At 43.3% G+C, this 20,995-nt stretch carries 15 protein-coding genes; 12 read left to right on the forward strand and 3 right to left on the reverse strand.

The genetic code is table 11. The annotated features are described in order from the left end of the window. Positions 1-399 precede the first annotated feature (399 nt). The 8 genes from L7H18_02755 (at position 400) to L7H18_02790 (ending at position 13,754) form a co-directional block, all read left to right on the forward strand. Positions 400-1,443, forward strand: coding sequence for an IS5 family transposase (locus L7H18_02755; GenBank protein ID UMX48433.1), 1,044 nt, complete (start codon positions 400-402; stop codon positions 1,441-1,443). A gap of 224 nt (positions 1,444-1,667) precedes the next feature. After that, a complete protein-coding gene (locus L7H18_02760; protein ID UMX48434.1) occupies positions 1,668-3,938 on the forward strand; it encodes a site-specific DNA-methyltransferase in 2,271 nt (756 codons plus the stop codon). Between the two features lie 4 nt (positions 3,939-3,942). Next, positions 3,943-5,409 carry an ATP-binding protein gene (locus L7H18_02765; GenBank protein UMX48435.1) on the forward strand — a complete coding sequence of 489 codons (1,467 nt, stop codon included), beginning with the start codon at positions 3,943-3,945 and terminating at the stop codon, positions 5,407-5,409. A 4-nt stretch (positions 5,410-5,413) separates the two neighbouring features. Beyond that, a complete protein-coding gene (locus L7H18_02770; GenBank protein UMX48436.1) occupies positions 5,414-8,095 on the forward strand; it encodes a DEAD/DEAH box helicase family protein in 2,682 nt (893 codons plus the stop codon). Positions 8,096-8,112: 17 nt separating this feature from the next. Then, complete coding sequence (locus L7H18_02775) at positions 8,113-10,161, forward strand: DUF87 domain-containing protein (protein ID UMX48437.1); 2,049 nt, start codon at positions 8,113-8,115, stop codon at positions 10,159-10,161. A 70-nt stretch (positions 10,162-10,231) separates the two neighbouring features. Beyond that, entirely contained in the window at positions 10,232-10,681 is a 450-nt protein-coding gene (locus tag L7H18_02780) for a hypothetical protein (protein UMX48438.1), read from the forward strand. A gap of 291 nt (positions 10,682-10,972) precedes the next feature. Beyond that, complete coding sequence (locus L7H18_02785; GenBank protein ID UMX48439.1) at positions 10,973-13,057, forward strand: DUF3494 domain-containing protein; 2,085 nt, start codon at positions 10,973-10,975, stop codon at positions 13,055-13,057. 82 nt (positions 13,058-13,139) lie between these two features. Continuing rightward, positions 13,140-13,754, forward strand: coding sequence for a class F sortase (locus L7H18_02790; protein ID UMX48440.1), 615 nt, complete (start codon positions 13,140-13,142; stop codon positions 13,752-13,754). Between the two features lie 132 nt (positions 13,755-13,886). Here L7H18_02790 and L7H18_02795 read toward each other — a convergent pair whose 3' ends face one another. Together L7H18_02795 and L7H18_02800 are read right to left on the reverse strand one after the other, a co-directional pair. Beyond that, positions 13,887-14,792, reverse strand: coding sequence for a cysteine synthase family protein (locus L7H18_02795; protein UMX48441.1), 906 nt, complete (start codon positions 14,790-14,792; stop codon positions 13,887-13,889). A gap of 244 nt (positions 14,793-15,036) precedes the next feature. Beyond that, positions 15,037-15,951, reverse strand: a complete 915-nt coding sequence (locus tag L7H18_02800) for a cysteine synthase family protein (protein ID UMX48442.1) — start codon at positions 15,949-15,951, stop codon at positions 15,037-15,039. 389 nt (positions 15,952-16,340) lie between these two features. Here L7H18_02800 and L7H18_02805 point away from each other — a divergent pair, with 389 nt between their 5' ends. From L7H18_02805 to L7H18_02820, 4 genes are read left to right on the forward strand one after another with little or no spacing between them, the layout of a single operon-like run. Further along, positions 16,341-16,952, forward strand: a complete 612-nt coding sequence (locus L7H18_02805) for a GtrA family protein (protein UMX48443.1) — start codon at positions 16,341-16,343, stop codon at positions 16,950-16,952. Positions 16,953-16,990: 38 nt separating this feature from the next. After that, the gene (locus L7H18_02810) at positions 16,991-17,362 is read left to right on the forward strand and encodes a four helix bundle protein (GenBank protein ID UMX47358.1); all 372 of its coding nucleotides are present in this window, start codon (positions 16,991-16,993) and stop codon (positions 17,360-17,362) included. A 53-nt stretch (positions 17,363-17,415) separates the two neighbouring features. Further along, positions 17,416-18,534: a DNA polymerase III subunit gamma/tau gene (gene dnaX / locus L7H18_02815; protein UMX47359.1), complete on the forward strand. Its 1,119-nt coding sequence runs from the start codon at positions 17,416-17,418 to the stop codon at positions 18,532-18,534. Between the two features lie 47 nt (positions 18,535-18,581). Beyond that, a complete protein-coding gene (locus L7H18_02820) occupies positions 18,582-20,384 on the forward strand; it encodes a peptidoglycan-binding protein (protein ID UMX47360.1) in 1,803 nt (600 codons plus the stop codon). 66 nt (positions 20,385-20,450) lie between these two features. On the opposite strand, the gene L7H18_02825 is transcribed toward L7H18_02820, so the two are convergent. Next, positions 20,451-20,927: a hypothetical protein gene (locus L7H18_02825; protein UMX47361.1), complete on the reverse strand. Its 477-nt coding sequence runs from the start codon at positions 20,925-20,927 to the stop codon at positions 20,451-20,453. Between the last annotated feature and the right edge of the window lie 68 nt (positions 20,928-20,995).

Genomic DNA, 20,995 nt, shown 5'->3' on the forward strand with positions numbered 1-20,995 from the left:
GAATCCGGTAAGGTCCACATTTTCATATTAGCGGGAGAATTTCTCACGGCCGCGGCTTCGCTAATGTGGTGTTTGCTTGAGAAAGTTAGAACCTGTTGTCTGCAAGATCCAGAATAGCACAAAATCCGCCCAATTCGACAATTTTGACCCCCGACTGAGCGTCGCTTGCCCTTCCAGATGGCTATCTTCCAGGGCGGCGCTCGCAAAGGGGCAGCCGGGCTCGAATTGGGCTCAGGCCAACGCATTTTAGCCGCAGGTGGGGGTAAAAATATATATATAAATCGAAGCCAGTAGGCTTCGCGAATTTTTGGAAATTTAGACTGTTGAATAATGGCGGTTAATTTAAGCGCAATTCGTGGTAAAATAGAGGTAGAAAACAATCTAACTTTACCACGAAATATGTTCAAACAAACCAACAAAAATTCATTTTTCGGATATTTCTTGTATGATCAAATCGTTCCCAAGGATCACTTTTTAAGAAAGCTTGCCGCCGCGGTTGATTTTAATTTCGTCAACGAGCTTTGCCAGGATGCCTACCCGAATTTCGGAAAGGCGGGCAACCGCCCGTATGAACCGGCAATGCTGTTCAAGATTCTTCTGCTGGCTTTTCTCTACAATGTATCGTTGCGTGACATGGAAGAACAGATCAACGACCGCCTGTCATTTAAATGGTTTCTGGGATTGGCGGCCACCGATTCCGCGCCGGATCATTCCACGATTTCGGTATTCCGGGACAGGTTAAGGGAAAATGTCTTTCAAGAAATTTTCAACCAAATTGTCAAACAAGCCGATGGAAAAGGACTGATTCATGATCGTTTGAAGATCATTGATTCCACCGATATCGCCGCCAATGTTGACTTGGCTAGATTGGTTAAGGAACATCGCGATGACGACAAATCCGATGGCAATACTTTCATCGATGACAACAGCCCCGACCAAGATGCGCGCTTCGGGCGCAAATCCGATCAGAAGCAAATCTATGGATTCAAACAGCATACCGCCATTGACGCCGATTCGGGAATCATCGAAGCGATGAAAATAACTCCGGCCAACGTGCTTGATATGGATGTCGTGGAACCGCTACTCAAACCGCTCAAAAAATCAACCGATGGCAGAAAGAAAACCAAAGCGACTCTGGACAAGGGCTACGACACAAACGAAAATCACGCGCTTTTGGAAAAATATGGTTTCAAATCATTCATCATTATCAAGAAGAACCGCAAGGTGGAAAAACTGAAACAAAGAATGAAAACCGCCATCTACAAGAAGACCATCGGTGAACGCTACAAAGTTGAACGGATATTCGCCGAAAGCAAATCGAACCACGGACTGGCCAAATGCCGCTGGCCGGGAAAATGGAAAACTGAAATTCAGGCATATGTTACCGCCAGCGTTCTTAACTGCAAAAGAATCGTAACTTTGCTTTCTCCAATTGCCGCTTGATACGCTTTTCAAAGAGCATCTTTCAATCAAATATCCAATCATTGCCACCCTCGCGCGAGGCGAAAACCCTCATTTGAGTTTTCCTCTGGCGCGAGAGCCGCAATCCGGCCTCAAATTACCCACGGGGTAATAATTATTCAACAGTCTAATATTATAGAAATTATAGAATTGAAAAATGATCGTAAAAGAGCTAAAGTGTATAGAAATATAGCTTTAAACACAATATGTTCCTAAGCGACAACGAAAAACGAGATATAGCCAAATTTATTGAAGCAGGCAAGCCTTTGCCGGACAAATACCGGTTTTTGCTGTTTGAAGACAAGCGCGAAGTCGAGCTGGTATGGAATGGAAAAACCAATGAAGTAACAAACGCAGTTTTGCCCTTTCAAACGATTGAGCAAGTTGACGAACCGCGAAGCGAAAAGGAAATTAAAATGCAAAGATCGCTTTTCGACGTCGATTCGCGCGGCCGCCAGTTGAAAGGCTGGACGAATAAACTGATCTGGGGTGACAATAAACTAATCCTTTCGAGCTTGAAAAACGGCCCGTTGCGCCAGGAGATCGAAGCGCAAGGTGGTATTAAACTGATTTACATTGATCCGCCGTTCGATGTGGGCGCAGATTTTTCAATGAACATTGAAATAGGAAATGAAGAATTCACTAAAAAACCGAATGTTTTGGAGGAATTGGCCTACCGTGATACCTGGGGAAAAGGCGCGGATAGCTTTATTGCGATGATCTATGAGCGGCTTTCGTTAATGCGCGATTTATTGGCCAATGACGGCAGTATTTATGTCCATTGCGATTATAGGCTTACACATTACGTGCGCGCTGTATTGGATGAGTTATTTGATAAAAATAAATTCTTGAGTGAAATTATCTGGCAAGGTGCCGTTGGTGATACTTCCGCTAAAAATAAAAAATATATTAAATCGCACGATACTATTTTTTTATATTCAAAGTTGGATACATATATCTGGAATGATGTTTTTCAAGCATACGGCGAGGCTAGCAATAAGCTTTATCGATACGAAGACGCACAAGGTAGATATCGGTTGGTGCCGGTAGATAATCCTGGCGGTGGCGGATATATTTATAGCTTCGGTAAAGGAGAAAAACTACCAGCAAATGGTTATCGGATGCCAGAATCAACAGCTAATCAATGGCTTAATGATGGAATTTTAATTGTTGAGAGTGGTAAGGTGCCAAGTAGGAAGCAATATATGAATGAAAGCGGCGTACGGTGTAAGGATGTCTGGGACGATATTTCATCTTCAGTTGCCAAGGAATATCCAACACAAAAACCAGAAGCGTTGCTTGAAAGAATTATTAAGGCGTCATCAAATGAAAATGATATTGTGGCGGATTTTTTCTGCGGGTCTGGGACAACTTTATCTGTCGCGGAGAAATTAGATAGGAAATGGATTGGTTCAGATTTGGGAAAGTTCGCAATTCATACCGCGCGGAAGCGAATGATTGGCGTTCAGCGACAGATGAAAAAAGATGGTAAGAATTTCCGGGCGTTTGAGATTCTGAATCTTGGAAAATACGAACGCCAGCATTATATTGGCGTGAATCCAAATTTGCGCGATGAAGAAAAGCAGGCACAAATCGTGCAACGGGAGAAAGATTTTATCGCGCTGGTGCTGGGGGCATACAAAGCCGAAGCGTTTGACGGATTTAGAACTTTTCACGGCAAGAAAAGCTCGCGATTGGTTGCTATAGGGCCAATAAATTTGCCAGTATCGCGGTTGTTTGTTGAAGAAGTTATCAATGAGTGTCAGGAAAAGAAAATTACCAAAGCCGATATTCTCGCGTTTGAGTTTGAAATGGGATTATTCCCAAATATTCAGGAAGAAGCCAAGAGCAAAGGCATCGATTTGGCGTTGAAATATATCCCGCGCGATGTATTTGACAAACGGGCGATTGAGAAGAACCAAGTGGTATTCCACGACGTTTCTTATATCGAAGTTAAACCAATTATTAAGAAAAACACTTTAGCAATTGAACTCACCGATTTTTCTGTTTTCTACAATCAAGATTCGATCAAAGAAGTCGAGGAAAATTTGAAGAACGGAGGTAAGAAACTGATCGTTGAAAACGGTCAGATTATCAAAGTTTCTAAAGATAAAGAGGGCATAATCGAAAAAGAAAATTTAACCAAGGAATGGACCGACTGGATTGATTACTGGGCGGTTGATTTTGATTTTGAAAGCAAAAAAGAAATAATCCGGGTGTCGAAAAAAGAATCGGTGCAGCCAAAACTTGACGGTTCGGCAGTTCCGCATCAAGTAAAAATTCCCGAATTTGAGGAAGTTTGGACCGGCGACTATGTATTTGAAAATGAGTGGCAATCTTTCCGAACCAAAAAAGACCGCAACCTTGAATTAATAAGCGTTGCCAAAGAAATGCCAGCCGGAAAGCATAAGGTTGCAATTAAGGTGGTCGATATTTTCGGCAACGACACGATGAAGATAATTGAAATCAATATTTGAATTTATGGGTAATTATATAAAAAAAGTAAAAGTTAATTTGCTGGACGGGCGATTTACCCAGGAAATAGCTTTTTCTTCGGGGCTTAATATTATCGCGGGAGCTAATGGAGCTTGCAAAACAAAGCTTCTTGAATATATTCAATTAAACAAATCAAATAATGCCACAGTTGAATTATCTATTCCTGGCCAAAATGTTATCATTGCCCAATTTAGCCCAAAGAGGAATGCTCAAAAAGTATTAATGGAACAAGCGCAACAATTAGTAAGGCAAGATATAAATGCTGAACAGAACGCATTAAACGCTTTTATAAATCAACAGCTCCAAGATGATAATATCCAAACAATCAAATCAATCTCGGAGTATTTAACACTTAGTTCGGAGAAAATTGTTGATCAAGGAAATAAGACCAAAGAGCAAGCTACGGAGGAAATTAAGCAAAAATATCAAGAAGTATTAAGTAAGGTATTTGATTATAAAATAAATCTTTCTTGGGACTCAAGTCGTCGTCGTTATATTTCGAATATCTCAAAAAATGGAGATAACTTAGAATTTAATCAATTGAGTTCCGGAGAAAACGCTATTATTTCATTAGTTTTCGCGGTTTTTTATGTAAAGGATACTGCCGATATTTACTTAATCGATGAACCGGAAATACATTTAAATTGGCTGCTAGAAGAAAAATTGTTTGGCTTCTTTGACTGGTTTGCGCAAACTTACAATAAGCAAATTATTATAGTTACGCATTCGAGGGCGTGTTTCATTAAGCCATACGTTGATTTTGCGCAATTTTTTGTTTGGGAAAATGGCAATACGGTTATAAAAAATAAACCAGATCAAGGTTTAATAGAAGCCTTATCTGGCGACATAGTAAAAGTTGTTAATGGAATAACCGCCGAAGATAAGCTTATATATGTCGAGGATAAAAAACAGAAACATGTTATTGGGAAAATATCCGAATTATTACCAAAGAAAATTGAGATCGTTGACATTGGAAATTGCGAAAAAGTAAAGACGCAAGCAAAGGCGTTTAAGATGCTGAACGTAAATAATGTTTCTTTTTTAATAGATGGAGATAATAAACCAATGGAATCCATCGAACGGGCGGATTACCATAGTTCTTTAGTGCAACTTGATAAATATTGCATAGAAAATTATTTTTTAGATACTGCTATTCTTGCGATAATTGACAAAAGTAATCCTAAAAAAGATATTTCCAGCGAATTATTTAATACAGTAAAAGAAATATCAAATCAAAGCTTTGCACCAGTTAAAGCATTATTAACTAGTAAGGATTCTCTCACAAAGGATGTTCTTGATAGGCTTGACGCTTCAATCTTTGTCAAAAATTTAGCAAGAAGGTTAGGCTATAACAATGAATCCGAATTGATGGACGCTTACATCACAGAAGTTAACCGTCAAGGCAAATTAAATGAATTTTTCCCTGAGATAGTGAACAAAATACTTATTTAGATTTATGGCACTTCACAAAGATTTTCCAACTTCGCCTTACGAAATTCTTGATCCGGCTATCCGGTGGTTTCCGGCTGATGAGAATTTGCGCGACAAAGGCTATGAAAAGCTTTTGCCGCCGCTTGTTGCCGAGCTTCGCAAGAAAGTTACCGCTTGGCGTGCGTCTGGTTATGAGGGGTTGAGCGAAACCAGCAAGGCACTGCTTAACTGGTGGTTTTTGACAGATCATCCCGTTGAGAATAAAGACGGAGAATTATCGCTATTTAGATATTATTTCGCCCAGCGTGAAGCGGTGGAAACTGTGATTTGGCTTTACGAGGTTGCTAAATCCAGGGATAAATACGATCTTATTCGATATGATAGCTCCGGCGCGGTTTCGGCGGGAATGTTTGATGAAGATTGGACGCGCTATGTGATTAAAATGGCAACCGGCGCGGGCAAAACCAAGGTTTTGAGCTTGATGTTGGCGTGGAGCTATTTTCATAAACTATATGAAGCGGATTCCAATTTGGCCCGCAACTTTTTAATTATTACGCCAAATATTATCGTGCTTGATCGTATTCGCACCGATTTTGACGGATTAAAAATTTTCTTCCAGGATCCGATATTGCCGGATAATGGATATTGCGGCCAAAACTGGCGCGATGATTTTCAATTAACATTGCATATCCAAGATGAGATCGGCACGGTAAGAAAAACTGGAAATATTTTTTTAACGAACATACACCGCGTTTATGAGGGCGCGACCGAAGCGGCGGGATTTGACGATCAAGATACTGCCGACTATTTCCTGGGAAAGAAACCCGCGGGCGCGACCAATGAATCAAAACTTGATCTTGGCGATATTGTCCGTACTGTGGATGAGTTGGTAATTTTAAATGATGAAGCTCATCACATCCATGATCCGCGCTTAGCGTGGTTTAAGTCTGTTGGTGATATTCACAATCGGTTAAAAATGAAGGGTGGGGCATTGTCGTTACAGATAGATGTTACCGCTACACCCAAACACAACAATGGATCAATTTTTGTGCAAACAGTAAGCGATTATCCGCTGGTTGAGGCCATACATCAAAATGTGGTTAAGCATCCGGTATTACCCGATTCTGCCAGTCGCGCCAAACTTCAAGAGCATAAATCATCAAACTATACTGAGAAGTATAAAGATTATATCCATCTTGGGTATTTAGAATGGCAGAAGGTTTACGAAGAACACAAAAAGCTCGGCAAAAAAGCGGTGCTGTTTGTGATGACCGATGATACGAAAAATTGCGATGATGTGGCTCAATACCTTGAAAACACCTATCAGGATTTGAAAGGATCGGTTTTAGTAATTCATACGAAAAATAACGGCGAAATTTCCGAAAGCGCAAGCGGTAAAAAAGAAGAAGAATTGAAAGAATTGCGCCAAGCCGCTAATGCAATCGATTCGATGGAAAGCCCGCATAAAGTTATTGTTTCGGTGTTAATGTTAAAAGAAGGCTGGGATGTTCGCAATGTAACGACAATTGTCGGGCTTCGCGCTTATGTGGCCCAAAGCAATATTTTGCCGGAACAAACGCTTGGCCGCGGTTTGCGGCGAATGTACCGTGACCCGGATTTGCCGGAATTTGTCAGCGTTGTAGGAACGGACGCTTTTATGGACTTTGTGGAATCTATCAAAAACGAAGGTGTTGAACTTGAACATCGCAAAATGGGGGAAGGTTCTGGACCAAAGTCGCCCATAGTGGTTGAAATAGATCGGGAAAATCTGAAAAAAGACATTGAGCAATTAGACATTGAAATACCGGTATTAACGCCTCGTATCTATCGAGAATATAAAAATCTTTCGGAATTAGTACCGACCAATTTTGATTATAAAAAAATCGAGATTAAAGAATTTAGCGATGAAGAAAAACGCGAAATCGTTTTCCGCGACATTGCTAGTGGCGAGATCACGCATAAAACCGAATTGGACAGCAATTTTATCCCAAATTACCAAAGCGCAATCGGTTATTTCGCGCAGGTGATTATGAAAGAGCTTCGTTTGGTCAGCGGCTATGATATTCTTTACGGCAAAGTAAAAGAATTCATCCAGAATTATTTATTTAACAATCCAATAGCTTTGGATAATCTTAATTCACTTCGCAATCTTTCCGAAATTGAAGCCTCAAGAACCGTTATTGAAACATTCAAGAAAGAGATCAATAAATTAACAGTTCTTGATAAAGGCGAAGCTGAAATCCGCGATTATATAAAAATTAGCAAAAGTCGTCCGTTTGTGGTCAAAGATCAGGGATATATCGTACCCAAAAAGAGCATATTCAATAAAGTTGTTGGCGATAGCCATTTTGAACTCGAATTTGCCAGTTTCCTTGAAAATTGCGAGGACATAACCTCATACGTTAAAAACTATTTTGCCGTCCATTTTAAGATTGATTATAAAAATGCCGACGGTAATATCTCCGATTATTATCCGGATTTTATCGTTAAGGTGTCGCCAAAAGAATATTATATCGTGGAAACGAAGGGCCGGGAGGATTTAGACGATATCGAAAAAATAAAGCGTCTTGAGCAATGGTGTACGGACGTGAATGCTAATCAGAAAAACGCAAAATATCAGATGCTTTATATCAAGCAGGAGGATTGGGAAGCGCAAAGCCAGAAACCGAGGAATTTCAAAGAGGTGATTAGCGGATGGGGCCAATAATAGAATAAAGAATATTTATGGATTGGAATAAGATTAAGAGCCTATTTTACCTTTTAATATTCGCCAGCTCTCTTCTGGCGATAAAGTTTTTTTTAATAAATAAGGTATTTCCTGGCTTAGAAAGAGACGCTGACATCTGGTTTACGAGCGGACTTTTATTGATAGTTTTTGGAATTTTTATAACGGAAAAGTATTTTACAAAACCGATTGATGTAATAGTAAACATTCTTACCCTTTTAATCGTACTGCTTACCCTAGACAATAAAAATCATTTTCTTCTTTATTGGCCATTATTTGCCTACTCGATTATTGTCGCAGGAATAGCTTTTTTATCGTTTTTCTTAATTGATGATTCAAGAGATAAAAATCATATTTCACAAAAGATTGCAAAATCTTCGGCGATTATTTCTGGATTTTTGGGCAGCTCCAGGATGCTATTCTCGATAGTTTTTATTCTTTCTCTTTTTAGCTATTTTATTCCCTCATTGGAAGGAAAATCGTTAATAAATTCTGAACAAGTTTCAGTGATTTTATTAATAATATTTTGGGGATTTGCTATTTTAATAGAGCCTATAGATAGAAAGCTTATTCAGCCATTTTTCGAATTACTAAATAATAAGGGTAAGATTAAATTGATCGGAAAAATAGCAAAAAGGATTAATCCGGGTATTTTTTATGTAGAGCAATCTCCTAATTCGCCAACTTTGAACCAGAATGATGTTGTTTTTCTTGACGATATAAAAAATTCGCACGAATCATTTAAGGATAAATTACCTTTTGCGATATTTATTTCAAAATTTGAAACTGATAGTGTTAATTATTTACAATTCTGTAGTCTTAACCAAGACGCTAAATTTGATATCAATAAACAAAATTATATTTTTAAATATTCATCAGAAATAACGGAAGGAATAAAGAATAATGAAATATATAAAAATAAAGAAAATATTATTGGTTTCGTTTCTGATAACTCCGATATTGATATCATAAAAATAAGGATGATAGATGGCGTTGACGAAAAGAAAGAACTAAGGGAAGGTGATTTATTATCTGTAAATTTTTATAAAAACGCGACCAAATATCAAATAATCAATGTGGAAACTGATTATGAAAATATTGACGGCCAAAGTAGAAAAGGGATAAAAATTATATCGGCACAACAGATTGGATATTGGAAGGATGACATTCAACGCTTTTCTGAAGTTGGATGGGTGCCAGACTTAAATTCGCCAGTATTCCTAGAAAATTCCACTGAACAAATACCGGATTTGCCCGGAAATTATTTTAGAGTTGGCAATGTCCCAAGATCAAAATATCCCATATATATTGATCTTGATGAGGGAGTTTCCCATCATATCGCTATCATTGGAAAAACTGGAACGGGTAAATCATCAATGGCAGCGAAGATTATAGAAAAGATGGCAAATAATGGATGCAAGGTCGTTATTTTTGAAGTTGATAGGAATAATAACCAATCACTGTCCAAATATATTGATACCACTCTAATCGAAGTCCAAAATTCTACTTCTTTTAATCTAGGGTCAACGACGAAAAATATTGTTTCAATCGCATTTCAAATAACTGCGCCGAGACAAACCAGTACTGGGCAAACTAATACTGTTAACTTAAGCGATGATGCTGCTGGTTTGATAGACAACGTAATAGCGTATCAAACGAGTCATCCCGATGAGAAAATTTGCGTTGTGATGGAAGAAGCCTATGACTTTATTCCGGAAAATAGTTTTGGTAGTCAAGGTTTCGGTCAGCCATCGGTTAGTCGTATCTCTCAGCAAGTGTTAAAATGCAGGAAGCATAGCATTGGATTTTTAATAATTACTCAAAGGACGGCATTGGTAACTAAAACTATTTTATATCAATGCCATACAATAGTTGCGCTTCAATCGTTCGACGAAACTTCCAAAAATTTTATGGGTGCTTATATTAGCAATAATTATTTGGATTCAATGAGCATATTGCCTAAATATAGAGCAATTGTCGTCGGGAAAGGATCAACATGCGATAGGCCAGTTATTGTTGATTTTTTCCGAAATAATCTGGGAACATAGAATGAATTATTTAGTCGAAGACCTGCTAAAAATTCATACACCGCACCATTCACAAATTCAATGGCTCATAATGAGATATTTTTCGCGTTTGGGCTATGAAGCCCGGACGGAAAAAGAGATCTGGCGGAACCGAAAGGGCCGGATTGATGTGTTTGCCCGGAAGGGCAGCTACTCGGTCGGGATTGAAGTGGACGATTGCTCGATCCGGATGAATTCAATCGAAAAATTAAACGCACTTAAACCGTCTTTGGCGGTTTTTGTTCTAAAGGAGCGGGTTTTCAATTGGAAAAAAATGTATTCCCGCTTTAAATTATTGTCAGTGAAATCATTGATCATCCATTTGCAAAGCGAACAGTATAAATGGGTCTATCCGAACGAGAAAAATTTTTGTAAAATAAATCAAAGCGCGGATATTTACAATAAGCAAAATTTTTCAAAGTGCCCAAACACAGATTCAAAAAATACGAGAGGAGCCAAACCCCTCCGAAGTTTAGGATCGGTTCGGCGGACTTCAAAATAACGGAGAGTTTGAATCTCTCCGATTCCGCCACTTTTATTGCCATTCCCGCAAAAAAACTCGATAAATGGTTGCCGAGGCGTTGAGGTTTCGTGATTTAAAGAAATGAGGATATTTTGGACGGGGATTGTCATCTCCGTATTTTTTTGTTGTAAAATTATCGGAAGGGGATTAAAATATAATAATAGTCGCGAATCCAAAAATAATTTGGCGTTAAAATAAGCGTGTGTCGACCGCGCTTAATCAATAAAATTAATTGTTATAAAGAAATTAGCAAGGTTTCAATAAAAATTTATGAAAAAAAATAACAAGGTTTCAGCGGTCGCATTGAGTATCGCGCTTGCGCTTGGTATGGCCGGATTAACCGCTACGCTTGCGGCTACGGATCCGGGTTTGGGAGCGGCGGCAACCTTTTCCATTATCGCCCAAACGGCGATTACCGGAACGGGCGCTATTTCCGGCGATGTGGGAATAAACAGCACCGGCGCCGGAATCACCGCGTTAACCGCCGGTGATGTGAGCGGCACAATATACTCTACCGATGGAGTCGCGCCGGGTTTGGCAATTATAAACCCCGCCGTTCAGGCAAATCTTTCAACCGCGAACGACAACATATCCGGTCAAGCTCCAACCGCCAGTATCGGCCCCGTTCTTGATGGTTTGGTTCTCACTCCCGGGGTCTATGATATTGGCGCCGGACGGTTGAATGGCGGGTCGCTTACTCTTAACGGGCAGGGTATATATATTTTAAAGGCATCAAGCGATTTGGTATCCTCGGGTTCAATTATCTTAACTAACGGCGCGCGGGCTTGTGATGTGTATTGGCAAGTCAACACTCTGGCAACCATCACCAGCGGTTCATTTGCGGGAACAATTATCGCCGGGACCGGCATTCATTTCGGCAGTGGCGCGGCTTTGGACGGGAGAGCTTTGGCGTTGGGAGGCGATGTGACACTGCTCAACAACAACATTTCCGGACCGACATGCGCGACCGCTTCTCCTTCCGCCACCGCCACTCTTCATATCGTCAAGGCGGTGGTCAATAACAACGGCGGCACGGCGGTTGCTTCCGATTTCACGCTCAATGCTACCGGCACAAATGTTTCTTCGGGTTCTTTTACCGGTTCTGAATCAGGCACAGATATCACATTGGACGCCGGTTCTTACGCGATAACGGAACCGATCGTTCCAACCGGTTATTTGCAATCCGGTTCCGGCGATTGTTCGGGAACCATCGCGGCCGGCGAAACCAAAACATGTACCATTACCAACGACGATATCGCCCCGCAACTTGTCGTGAATAAAGTCGTTGTCAACGACAATAGCGGCGCCAAAACCATCTCTGATTTTCCGCTTTTCGTTGACGGCAACAGCGTGGTATCGGGAGTAGCAAACTCAATCGCGATAGGGCCGCACACGGTTTCCGAAACTCCCGGTTCCGGCTATACGGCCGTCATTGGCGGCGATTGCGCCGCGGACGGCACCATCACTCTCGCGCTGGGCGATGTGAAAACTTGCACCATCACCAATAATGACACCGCGCCGGTACCGGCGCCGGCGTCCCAATCAAGCGGCGGAGGTTCATATTATGCCGCCGTTCCGCCTCTTATTGATGCGGTGAAGGTGCCAAGCCCTTTGGCTTTGCCGAACGGCTCCGGTACGGTAAAGTACACTTACACGCTTCGCAATATCGGAACGGTTCCGGTGAGTAATGTGAAAATGGCGGGCGATACTTGCAGCCCCATCGTTTTGATTTCCGGCGACGCGAACGGCGACGCCAAACTTGATGTAAATGAAATATGGACCTATACTTGCTCCGCGACACTTTCAAAAACCCACACGAATATTGTCACCGCGACCGGGTGGGCTAACGGCATAAGCGCGACCGATATCGCAAGCGCTACGGTCGTTGTCGGCGTTCCGGTGGTGCCGCCGCTGATCCATGTGACAAAAGTTCCGAATCCGCTCGCGCTTTCATCCGGAGGCGGAATGGTCACCTACACCAACAAAGTTACCAACCCGGGAACAGTCGCGTTAAGCAATATCCGGCTCACCGATGATAAATGCAGTCCCGTAAAATATATTTCCGGCGACACGAACGGCGATTCAAAACTTGATACCGCCGAAACATGGACATATACTTGCCAAACAAAAATCGCTGAAACTACGGTAAATACCGTTACCGCGAGCGGAGAAGCCAATGGCCTAACAGCCAAAGATTTTGCGATCGCCACCGTTGTCGCGACCACCGTTCCCAAATTGCCAAACACGGGGATTTCTCCCGATAAAGATAACTCTTTTGGGAATATTATTATACCGGCGGGCGTTTTGGCGATTTTAATTTCCCTTTACTTTGTTCGAAGAAAGCAAACAAATTAGAAGATATTGGAAGAAAATGGGCAAGCAAATCCCGGATAAATTTTTATCCGGGATTTGAGGTTATCGAATTTTTGTGAAATATATGCGCCTGAAAATCCTGTCAAAACGAGCGATGTTGACGGTTGCCCTTTTTTCGGGGTCTGTTCTGTTCGCGGCCATTCTTTTGCCTCATACCCCAAAAAACTTAATTCATGACGGTTCGGCGTCGCTTATTGAAAATGCCGCCATTCTCTCAAATGAAGAACCGGCAAGCGTTGAATTGCCGGCGCGCCTTAAAATTCCGACAATTGATGTTGACTCCGCCGTTATTCCGATGGGCCTTACTTCCGACGGAGCAATGGATGTGCCGAAAAGCCCCACCGAAGTGGCATGGTTCGACCTCGGACTGCGCCCCGGAGAAAATGGCGCCGCCGTTATTGCCGGCCACTACGGCTGGAAAAACAATACACCGGGGGTATTTGATAATTTATATAAATTGGCCGTAGGCGACAAGATATTCGTTGAAGACGAAAAGGGATCAACCGCGGCTTTTGTTGTGCGCGAAGTTAAAATATACGGCAAAGATGAGGCCGTTCCGGATGCGTTTGTCTCAAGCGACGGGAAGGCGCATCTCAATCTCGTTACTTGCGCGGGAGCTTGGGATAAGGCGGAAAAAACCCGTTTCGAGCGGCTCATAGTTTTTACCGACAAAGAATAGGCTTGGCGTTCGGGATTGGCGAAAAAATGAAGCGGCCGCGGGAACAATCAAGAATTTGGAAGAAAAATTTTCGGAAAATAATTTTTCCAAAAAAAACACTCCAAAGGAGTGTTTTTCGTATTGTCCGGCGACCTAAGTTTTAAATATTTCCGTTGAAAGATATTGTTCGCCTCTGTCGGGAAAGATCGTGACGATCGTGCCGCTTTTGGCCTTGCGCGCGTAATTTTGCGCCACCAGCATGGCCGCGCCGGAACTGATTCCGGCAAAAATACCTTCTTCCATGGTTATGCGGCGCGCCATTTCGCCCGCTTCTTTTTCGCCGATCTCGACAATCGCATCAACCAAAACCTTGGAATGGTCGGCGCAAGGCGCGTTGGCGGCCAATACCGGCGCGGGCGCGTTAGTCTCGATTGAAGATCCGCTGCTCCATATTCGGGGCTGAATGCCGATAACCCGCACTTGCGGATACCGTTCTTTCAGTTGCCGCGCGATACCGGAAATCGTCCCGCCGGTACCGACGCAAGAAATGAAATAATCGATCGGCCCGGGTACCTGGCTGATAATTTCCTTGGCGGTGGTGCGATAATGGGCCTGGCAATTTTCCTTGTTGATGTACTGGTTCAAAACCACCAGACCGGAGTCTTTGGCAACCATTTCGTTAACCATATTGATCGCGCCTTGACGCCACATCTCGGGTTTAACCAATATAACTTTAGCGCCGAATCCGGCGATAACCCGCCGCCGTTCTTCGCTGGCGGTTTCTGGTGACACAATAATAGTCTTATAGCCCTTGGCCGCGGCCACCATCGCGATTCCCACGCCGGTGTTGCCGTTGGTAATCTCGATTATCGTTTTATCCTTTGTTAACCGGCCGGTCTTTTCCGCGTCCTCGATCATCGCCAAAGCCACGCGGTCTTTCATTGACCCGCCGGGATTAAAACCTTCCAGCTTGGCAAATGTCTTCACTTCGGGATTGGGATTCAATTTTTTGATTTCCACCAGCGGCGTGTTTCCGATGGCGCTTAATATTGTATTCATATTTTTTGATTGTAGTAAAAACGCCTCCCGGACAGAGAGGCGCAGATTGGTAGCTGTAATTACCGACAAAAATCCGCCCCCTCAACAGGTGAGAGCAAAACAAACGCAGATCGATTTTTTGCCGGTATATAAAGTCTTCATATTTCTATTATATTGATTTTATCAAGAAAGATTTGATTTTGTCAATGCTTGCGTGCTTGTTGTTCTTGTATGCTCCGCGATTCCCCCGCAATTTCTTTCGCGGTTACGCGGCAAACATTTCCGTGCTCAAATATTTTTCTCCGCGGTCGGGAAACACGGTGACAATTACGCCTTTTTCGATTTTTCGCGCGTATTTTATCGCCATTGCCATCGCCGCGCCCGAACTGGCGCCGACAAACAGTCCTTCTTTTCGCGCCAAATCCTTGGCCGCGGCGAAAGCTCCCGCGGAATCAACATCTATAATGATATCGATTAGCGACTTTGAATGGTCCGCGCAAGGCAGACTTGGGCAGAGGATCGGCGGGACATAGCCGTCTTTGACTGATTTTAACCCTTCAATTTTTTCTCCCGGCATAGGCTGGATCCCGATCACACGCACATCGGGGCAACTCTCCCGCAAACTTCGGGCAATCCCGGTTATCGTTCCTCCCGTTCCCACGCCGGCGATAAAATAGTCGACTTCTCCGCCGATCTCGTTGATTATTTCCTTGCCGGTCGTTCGATAATGAATATCGCAATTCTGCTGATTTTCGAATTGGTTGAGCATCACCAAATTTCCGTCGGCCGCCACCATCGCTTTCACTTTTTTTATCGCCGCGTCGCGCCATTCTTCGGGCTTGACCAGAATCAGTTCCGCGCCGAAAGCCTTGATCATTTTTCGGCGTTCGACGCTCATATGTTCAGGCATCATAATAATAACCTTGTAAGCTTTCATGGCCGCCACCATCGCGACGCTGATGCCGGTATTCCCGCTGGTCGGTTCGATTATAGTTTGTCCCTTTTTCAGCCGGCCGGTCTTCTCCGCATCCTCGATCATCGCCAAAGCAATTCTGTCTTTGATTGACCCGGTGGGATTGAAACCCTCAAGTTTGGCAAATATTTTAACATTCGGATTCGGATTCAGTTTTTTGATTTCCACCAGCGGGGTGTTTCCGATCAGCGAAAGTATTGAATTCATATTATTAGTGGTTGATTATTGCATTTAATTGTTAAACTCCAAACAAAACGCCTCTTTTGCGAGAGGCGGGCGGGTTAACAGAACAAAACCGCTTCTCGTTCAAAAGAGGCTCATACAGGCGCAGGCGATTTTCTTTCCCCGATGATTTTCCATAAATAAAAAATACATTGATGTCGGGGTATTAACCCCGCCATCAACCAAAGGATGTTTCCTTTGGAATCCTCATTTTTTTATTCCCCGCAGCAAGCTGACGGGGTATAATAAAAGGAATTAACAATAAGCTTATATTAACAAAAGACGCCCCATTGTCAATATATCGCTCAAATAAAGGATGTGGTAAACTTAAGATACGGCATCATATAACCATAAAATCATTTAATCACAAACAAATGAATAAATTCGACGCGATCATCGCCGCGGCCATTGGCGAAGCCACGGCATGGTATTTTATCAATCTTTTGGGTGAACAAGGCGTGGTGGAAAAATTGGGATGGTTGGGACAATATCTATGGATATTGGCGATAATTTTTCCGATATTGGCCGCGCTCGCGCTATGGATCGCCTCGCTGATAGGTAAAAAGTTCGTTTCAATTTACCAGCTGGCCAAATTCTTGCTCATTGGAGTGATCGCCACAATTTTTGATCTGGGAACATTGGCTTTCTTTATAAATGTTTCCGGCATAAGCTCCGGCTTGGGTTTTAATTTGTTCAAAGGCGCGTCATTTATTATTGCCACGGTTTTAAAATATATTCCCGACAAATATTGGGCCTTCAAAAAGAAAGAGGCGGCAAACATAAAAAAAGAATTCATCCAATTTTTCGCGGTTACGCTTATCGGTTTGGCGATTAATGTGTTTATCGCCGATTTCATCGTTAATGTGACGGGGCCGCAATTCGGCTTGCCCGCCAAACTCTGGGCAAATCTGGGCGGCATCGGCGCGGTAATCGTAACTTTCGCGTGGAACTTTATCGGCTATAAATTTATAGTATTTAAGAAATAGATACATCTCAAATGTCAAATCCTATATCTCAAATCTAAATGTCAAATCTAAAATCTGAAAAATCCAACAATATCAGATTCAGAGCATATGATTTTTCTATAGTGGTGATCGAATTGGTAAAAGATTTTCCGCAAACCAAGATGTATATGATTTTTATGGATCAATTGTTGAGATCGGCAACTTCAATCGGTGCCAATGTATTTGAAGCTAAATCATCAAGCTCAAAAAAAGATTTTGCGCGATTTTACGAAATTGCTTTAAAAAGTGCGAACGAAACCATATATTGGCTTTCTCTTTTGAAAGACAGCCGCTTGGTAGAAACTAATAAATGTGCCGCTTTAGTTAAAGAAGCGGAAGAAATTTGTAGAATGATCGGATCGAGTTTGCTAACTATGCGAAATAAAAGATAGTAGATTAAAGATATGGTTCTGACATCTAGGATTTGCATTTGACATAAAAAATTATGGAAAACCTCGTTTTATATCGCAAATACCGGCCGCAATCTTTCGCGGATGTGGCGGGTCAAGATCATGTAACGGTTACGATCCAAAACGAAATCAAAAGCGGACATGTCGCCCACGCATATTTGTTTTCCGGGCCGCGCGGGTGCGGCAAAACCACCACGGCGCGCATCATCGCCAAAGCCGTAAACTGTCTCAACCGCAAACCGGACGAATCCGAACCGTGCAACCGATGCGCCAATTGTTTGGAAATATCGAGCGGTCGGGCCATTGATCTGATTGAAATCGACGCGGCAAGCCATCGCGGCATCGATGACATCCGCGAACTGCGCGAAGGCATCAAATTCGCGCCCACCAAGCTCAAATACAAAGTTTTTATCATTGATGAATGCCACCAGCTGTCCAAAGACGCTTCCAACGCGCTATTAAAGACTTTGGAAGAACCGCCGGCGCACGCAATCTTTATATTGGCCACCACCGAACTTCACAAAATTTTGGCCACGATCCTGTCGCGGTGCCAGAGATTCGATTTTCGCAAATTGACCTTGCCCGAGCTTGCGGCGCGCCTGCAAAAGCTGGCCGACGCCGAAAGAGTGAAAGTGGAAAAAGCCGCCTTGGAATTGGTGGCATTGAGCTCCGGCGGATCGGTGCGCGATTCGGAAAGCCTGCTGGGCCAGGTATTGGTGTCGGGCGGCGGCAAAAAAACCGCGATAAAAGCCGAAGATATCCGTCGGATATTGGGAATGACCGAAATCAAATCCGTGGGTGAATTCGCGGGTTTGCTGTCGCAAAACAAAACCGCGGCCGCGGTCAACTATTTAAACGATATCGTTGAAAACGGATATGACATTCATGAATATGCCAAAAGCATTTTGGGCTACTTGCGCCAAGCGCTCATTCTTTCGATTGTCGGCGCCAAAACCGCCCCAAACGACAACTTTATGATCACCGGATTGACTAATGAAGAATTTGAATTACTGCGCGGGCAAACAATCGCGATGGGCGAGTCAAAGATAAAAAAAACTATCGAAATCTTTCTTTCGGCGCAAGAAAAAATAAGATATTCGCCAATACCGCAATTACCGCTTGAGCTTGCGATCGTGGAAGCTTGCACAGTTTAAACGGTTTTCACTTGCATCCATCGATGGGATGGTTGTAAAATTAAATTATGAATACAAAAATACTGTTGTTTTGTTTCTTTTGCGCTTTGGCGGCGAGCAACATTTTATTTGCCGCGAATGCCAGCGCCGCATTGGACGCACCGATAATCCCGGCCAACATGGCTGTTGGATCGGTAGGGGAAGATGTGAGAAACCTGCAAAAATTTTTAAATGCCGCGGGTTTTACGGTTTCGCTTGGCGGACCCGGATCGCCGGGAAATGAAACCGCGACTTTCGGCGGCGCCACGCGCGCGGCTTTAACAAGATTTCAGTCCGCCAACGGCATTGCCGCGACCGGAGCGTTCGATAACCGCACGCGCATATTGTTTGCCGTTCTGAATTTGAGAAATCAAATAGCTTTTCTTCAGCAACAGCTGGCGGCTATGCTGGCCAATACAAACCAAAACAACAATTCCAACGCCGTTGACGATACCTCAGGACCGCATATCGCCACATTAAAAATCAATAACGGCGGCGACAGTGGCTATGTCGATACCGGCGATTACATTACAATAATTTTCAACGAAGCGATAAACCCCCGATCAATCAACAGCGGCCTTGACGCGGGAGACAGAGTAACCGGAGTGGCCTATTATGAAACCGGCGGCGTGAGCGTTTCTTCGAACGGAAAGGTGGTTATAAAAAATATCGCCGAATTCGATATGGGATCAGTGAGAAACGCGGGCACATTCGCGGTTAAACTGGCTCTTGATCCCAACGGCAAAATTTTGACCGTCACCCTTTCCGGGGGCGGCGATCTGGATATTGCCGATGAGAATTTCGGCCAAATCGCGCAATCCGGCGGCACGGTTTATGACAAACACGGCAATAAAATGACCACCGATTCGGATGCCGGCACCGCCGCGGGAACCTTCGGCGGCAAAAACACGAGCGGCAGCGGCAACAGCCCCTACATAACTTCAATCGCTATTTTTAACGGCGGCGACAACGGTTATATCGACAAGGGCGATTATATTGAAATCACATTCAACAAAGCAATCAATCCCAAGTCGATAAACGAGGATTTGACAAACGGCGGTACCATGGTCAATCTGTATTCGTCCGATATCGGCGGCGTGAGCGTTTCTTCGGATGGAAGAGTAAATATCGGCGCGATCGCGTCATTCGACTCGGGAACGGTTAAAACCGCGGGAAATTTCACCTCGAAAGTTTTCCTCAATTCAACCGGCCGGGTATTGACAGTCACTTTGACCGGCGGCAGCGATGTTGAAATCACCGGCGAAGATTTTGATTCCGCCGCGCAAATCGCCGGCGCTATCGAAGACACTTACGGCAATGTGATGCAGGGCGATCAAAATATGGATGATCCGTACGGCACTTTCGGCGGCAACAACGGCGGCCCGAGCATCGCTTCAATCTCGGTATATAACGGCGGCGACGCGGGTTATATCGATGAAGGAGATTATATCAACATAACTTTCACCAAAGCAATTGATCCGTCATCAATCAATGGAAGTTTGAGCCGAAATAATACGGTTAGCAACATCGGTTATTCGCAAACGGGCGGTGTGACAGTATCCTCTTCGGGTACCGTAACCGTCAGAAATATCGCGGTTTTTGATATGGAATCGGTTCACAGATATCAAAATTATACCGTTGATTTGGCATTGAATTCCGGCGGCGATATTTTAACGATCATATTGACCGGCGGAAATTCAAACGAAATAACCCATGAAACACTCGATAATGCGATTCAGATAGGCGGAACCGTTACCGATGAAGATGGCAACGCGATGAACGACGGTTCAAGCATCGCCAATCCCACCGGTACCTTTGGCGGAAAGCTCTAGCGCGCAATTCAAAAAAAGACCGTCCTCGCGGACGGTCTTTTAAAATTGTATTCGGAATTTTATCGGCTAATAATAGTTTGGCGAATAATAATTGGCATTGCCGCATCCATACCCTTGGCAACCGGCATTGTAAGCCGGGTAATACGAAGCGGGGCAATTATAATTCACGCTTGATATCTGCGTATAGTTGGTCGCGCCCGACGCCGAATTGTAATAATACTGGCCGGCGTTTGCTTGATAGACAATGGGGCAATTGCACCCATAATTATAGTTACGGCTATAATCATAGCCGTAACCGGCGTAATAATAATTGTTGGCGGGAACATAATCGGGATAGGCGGCGGCGTTTCGATGCTGATACCCGCGGCTTGAATAGTCGCCGCGGTAATCCCAATCGTTGTCGTAATTATAATTTCTTCCATCATAATCGCTGCCGTGATAATTGTTGTTGTGATTTCGGTCCCGGGAAGCCAGCGAAAATCCCGGCAACAACGCAACCGCCGCAACACACACAACCAGCAAACAAACATATTTATTGGTCATATTTTCTTGATTATTTTATTATTTTACCACTTCACTTATCGCCACACAACCAAAACAACAACCCCCGC

The sequence above is a fragment of the Candidatus Nealsonbacteria bacterium DGGOD1a genome (assembly GCA_022530585.1).
Lineage (GTDB): Bacteria > Patescibacteriota > Minisyncoccia > Minisyncoccales > UBA5738 > UBA5738.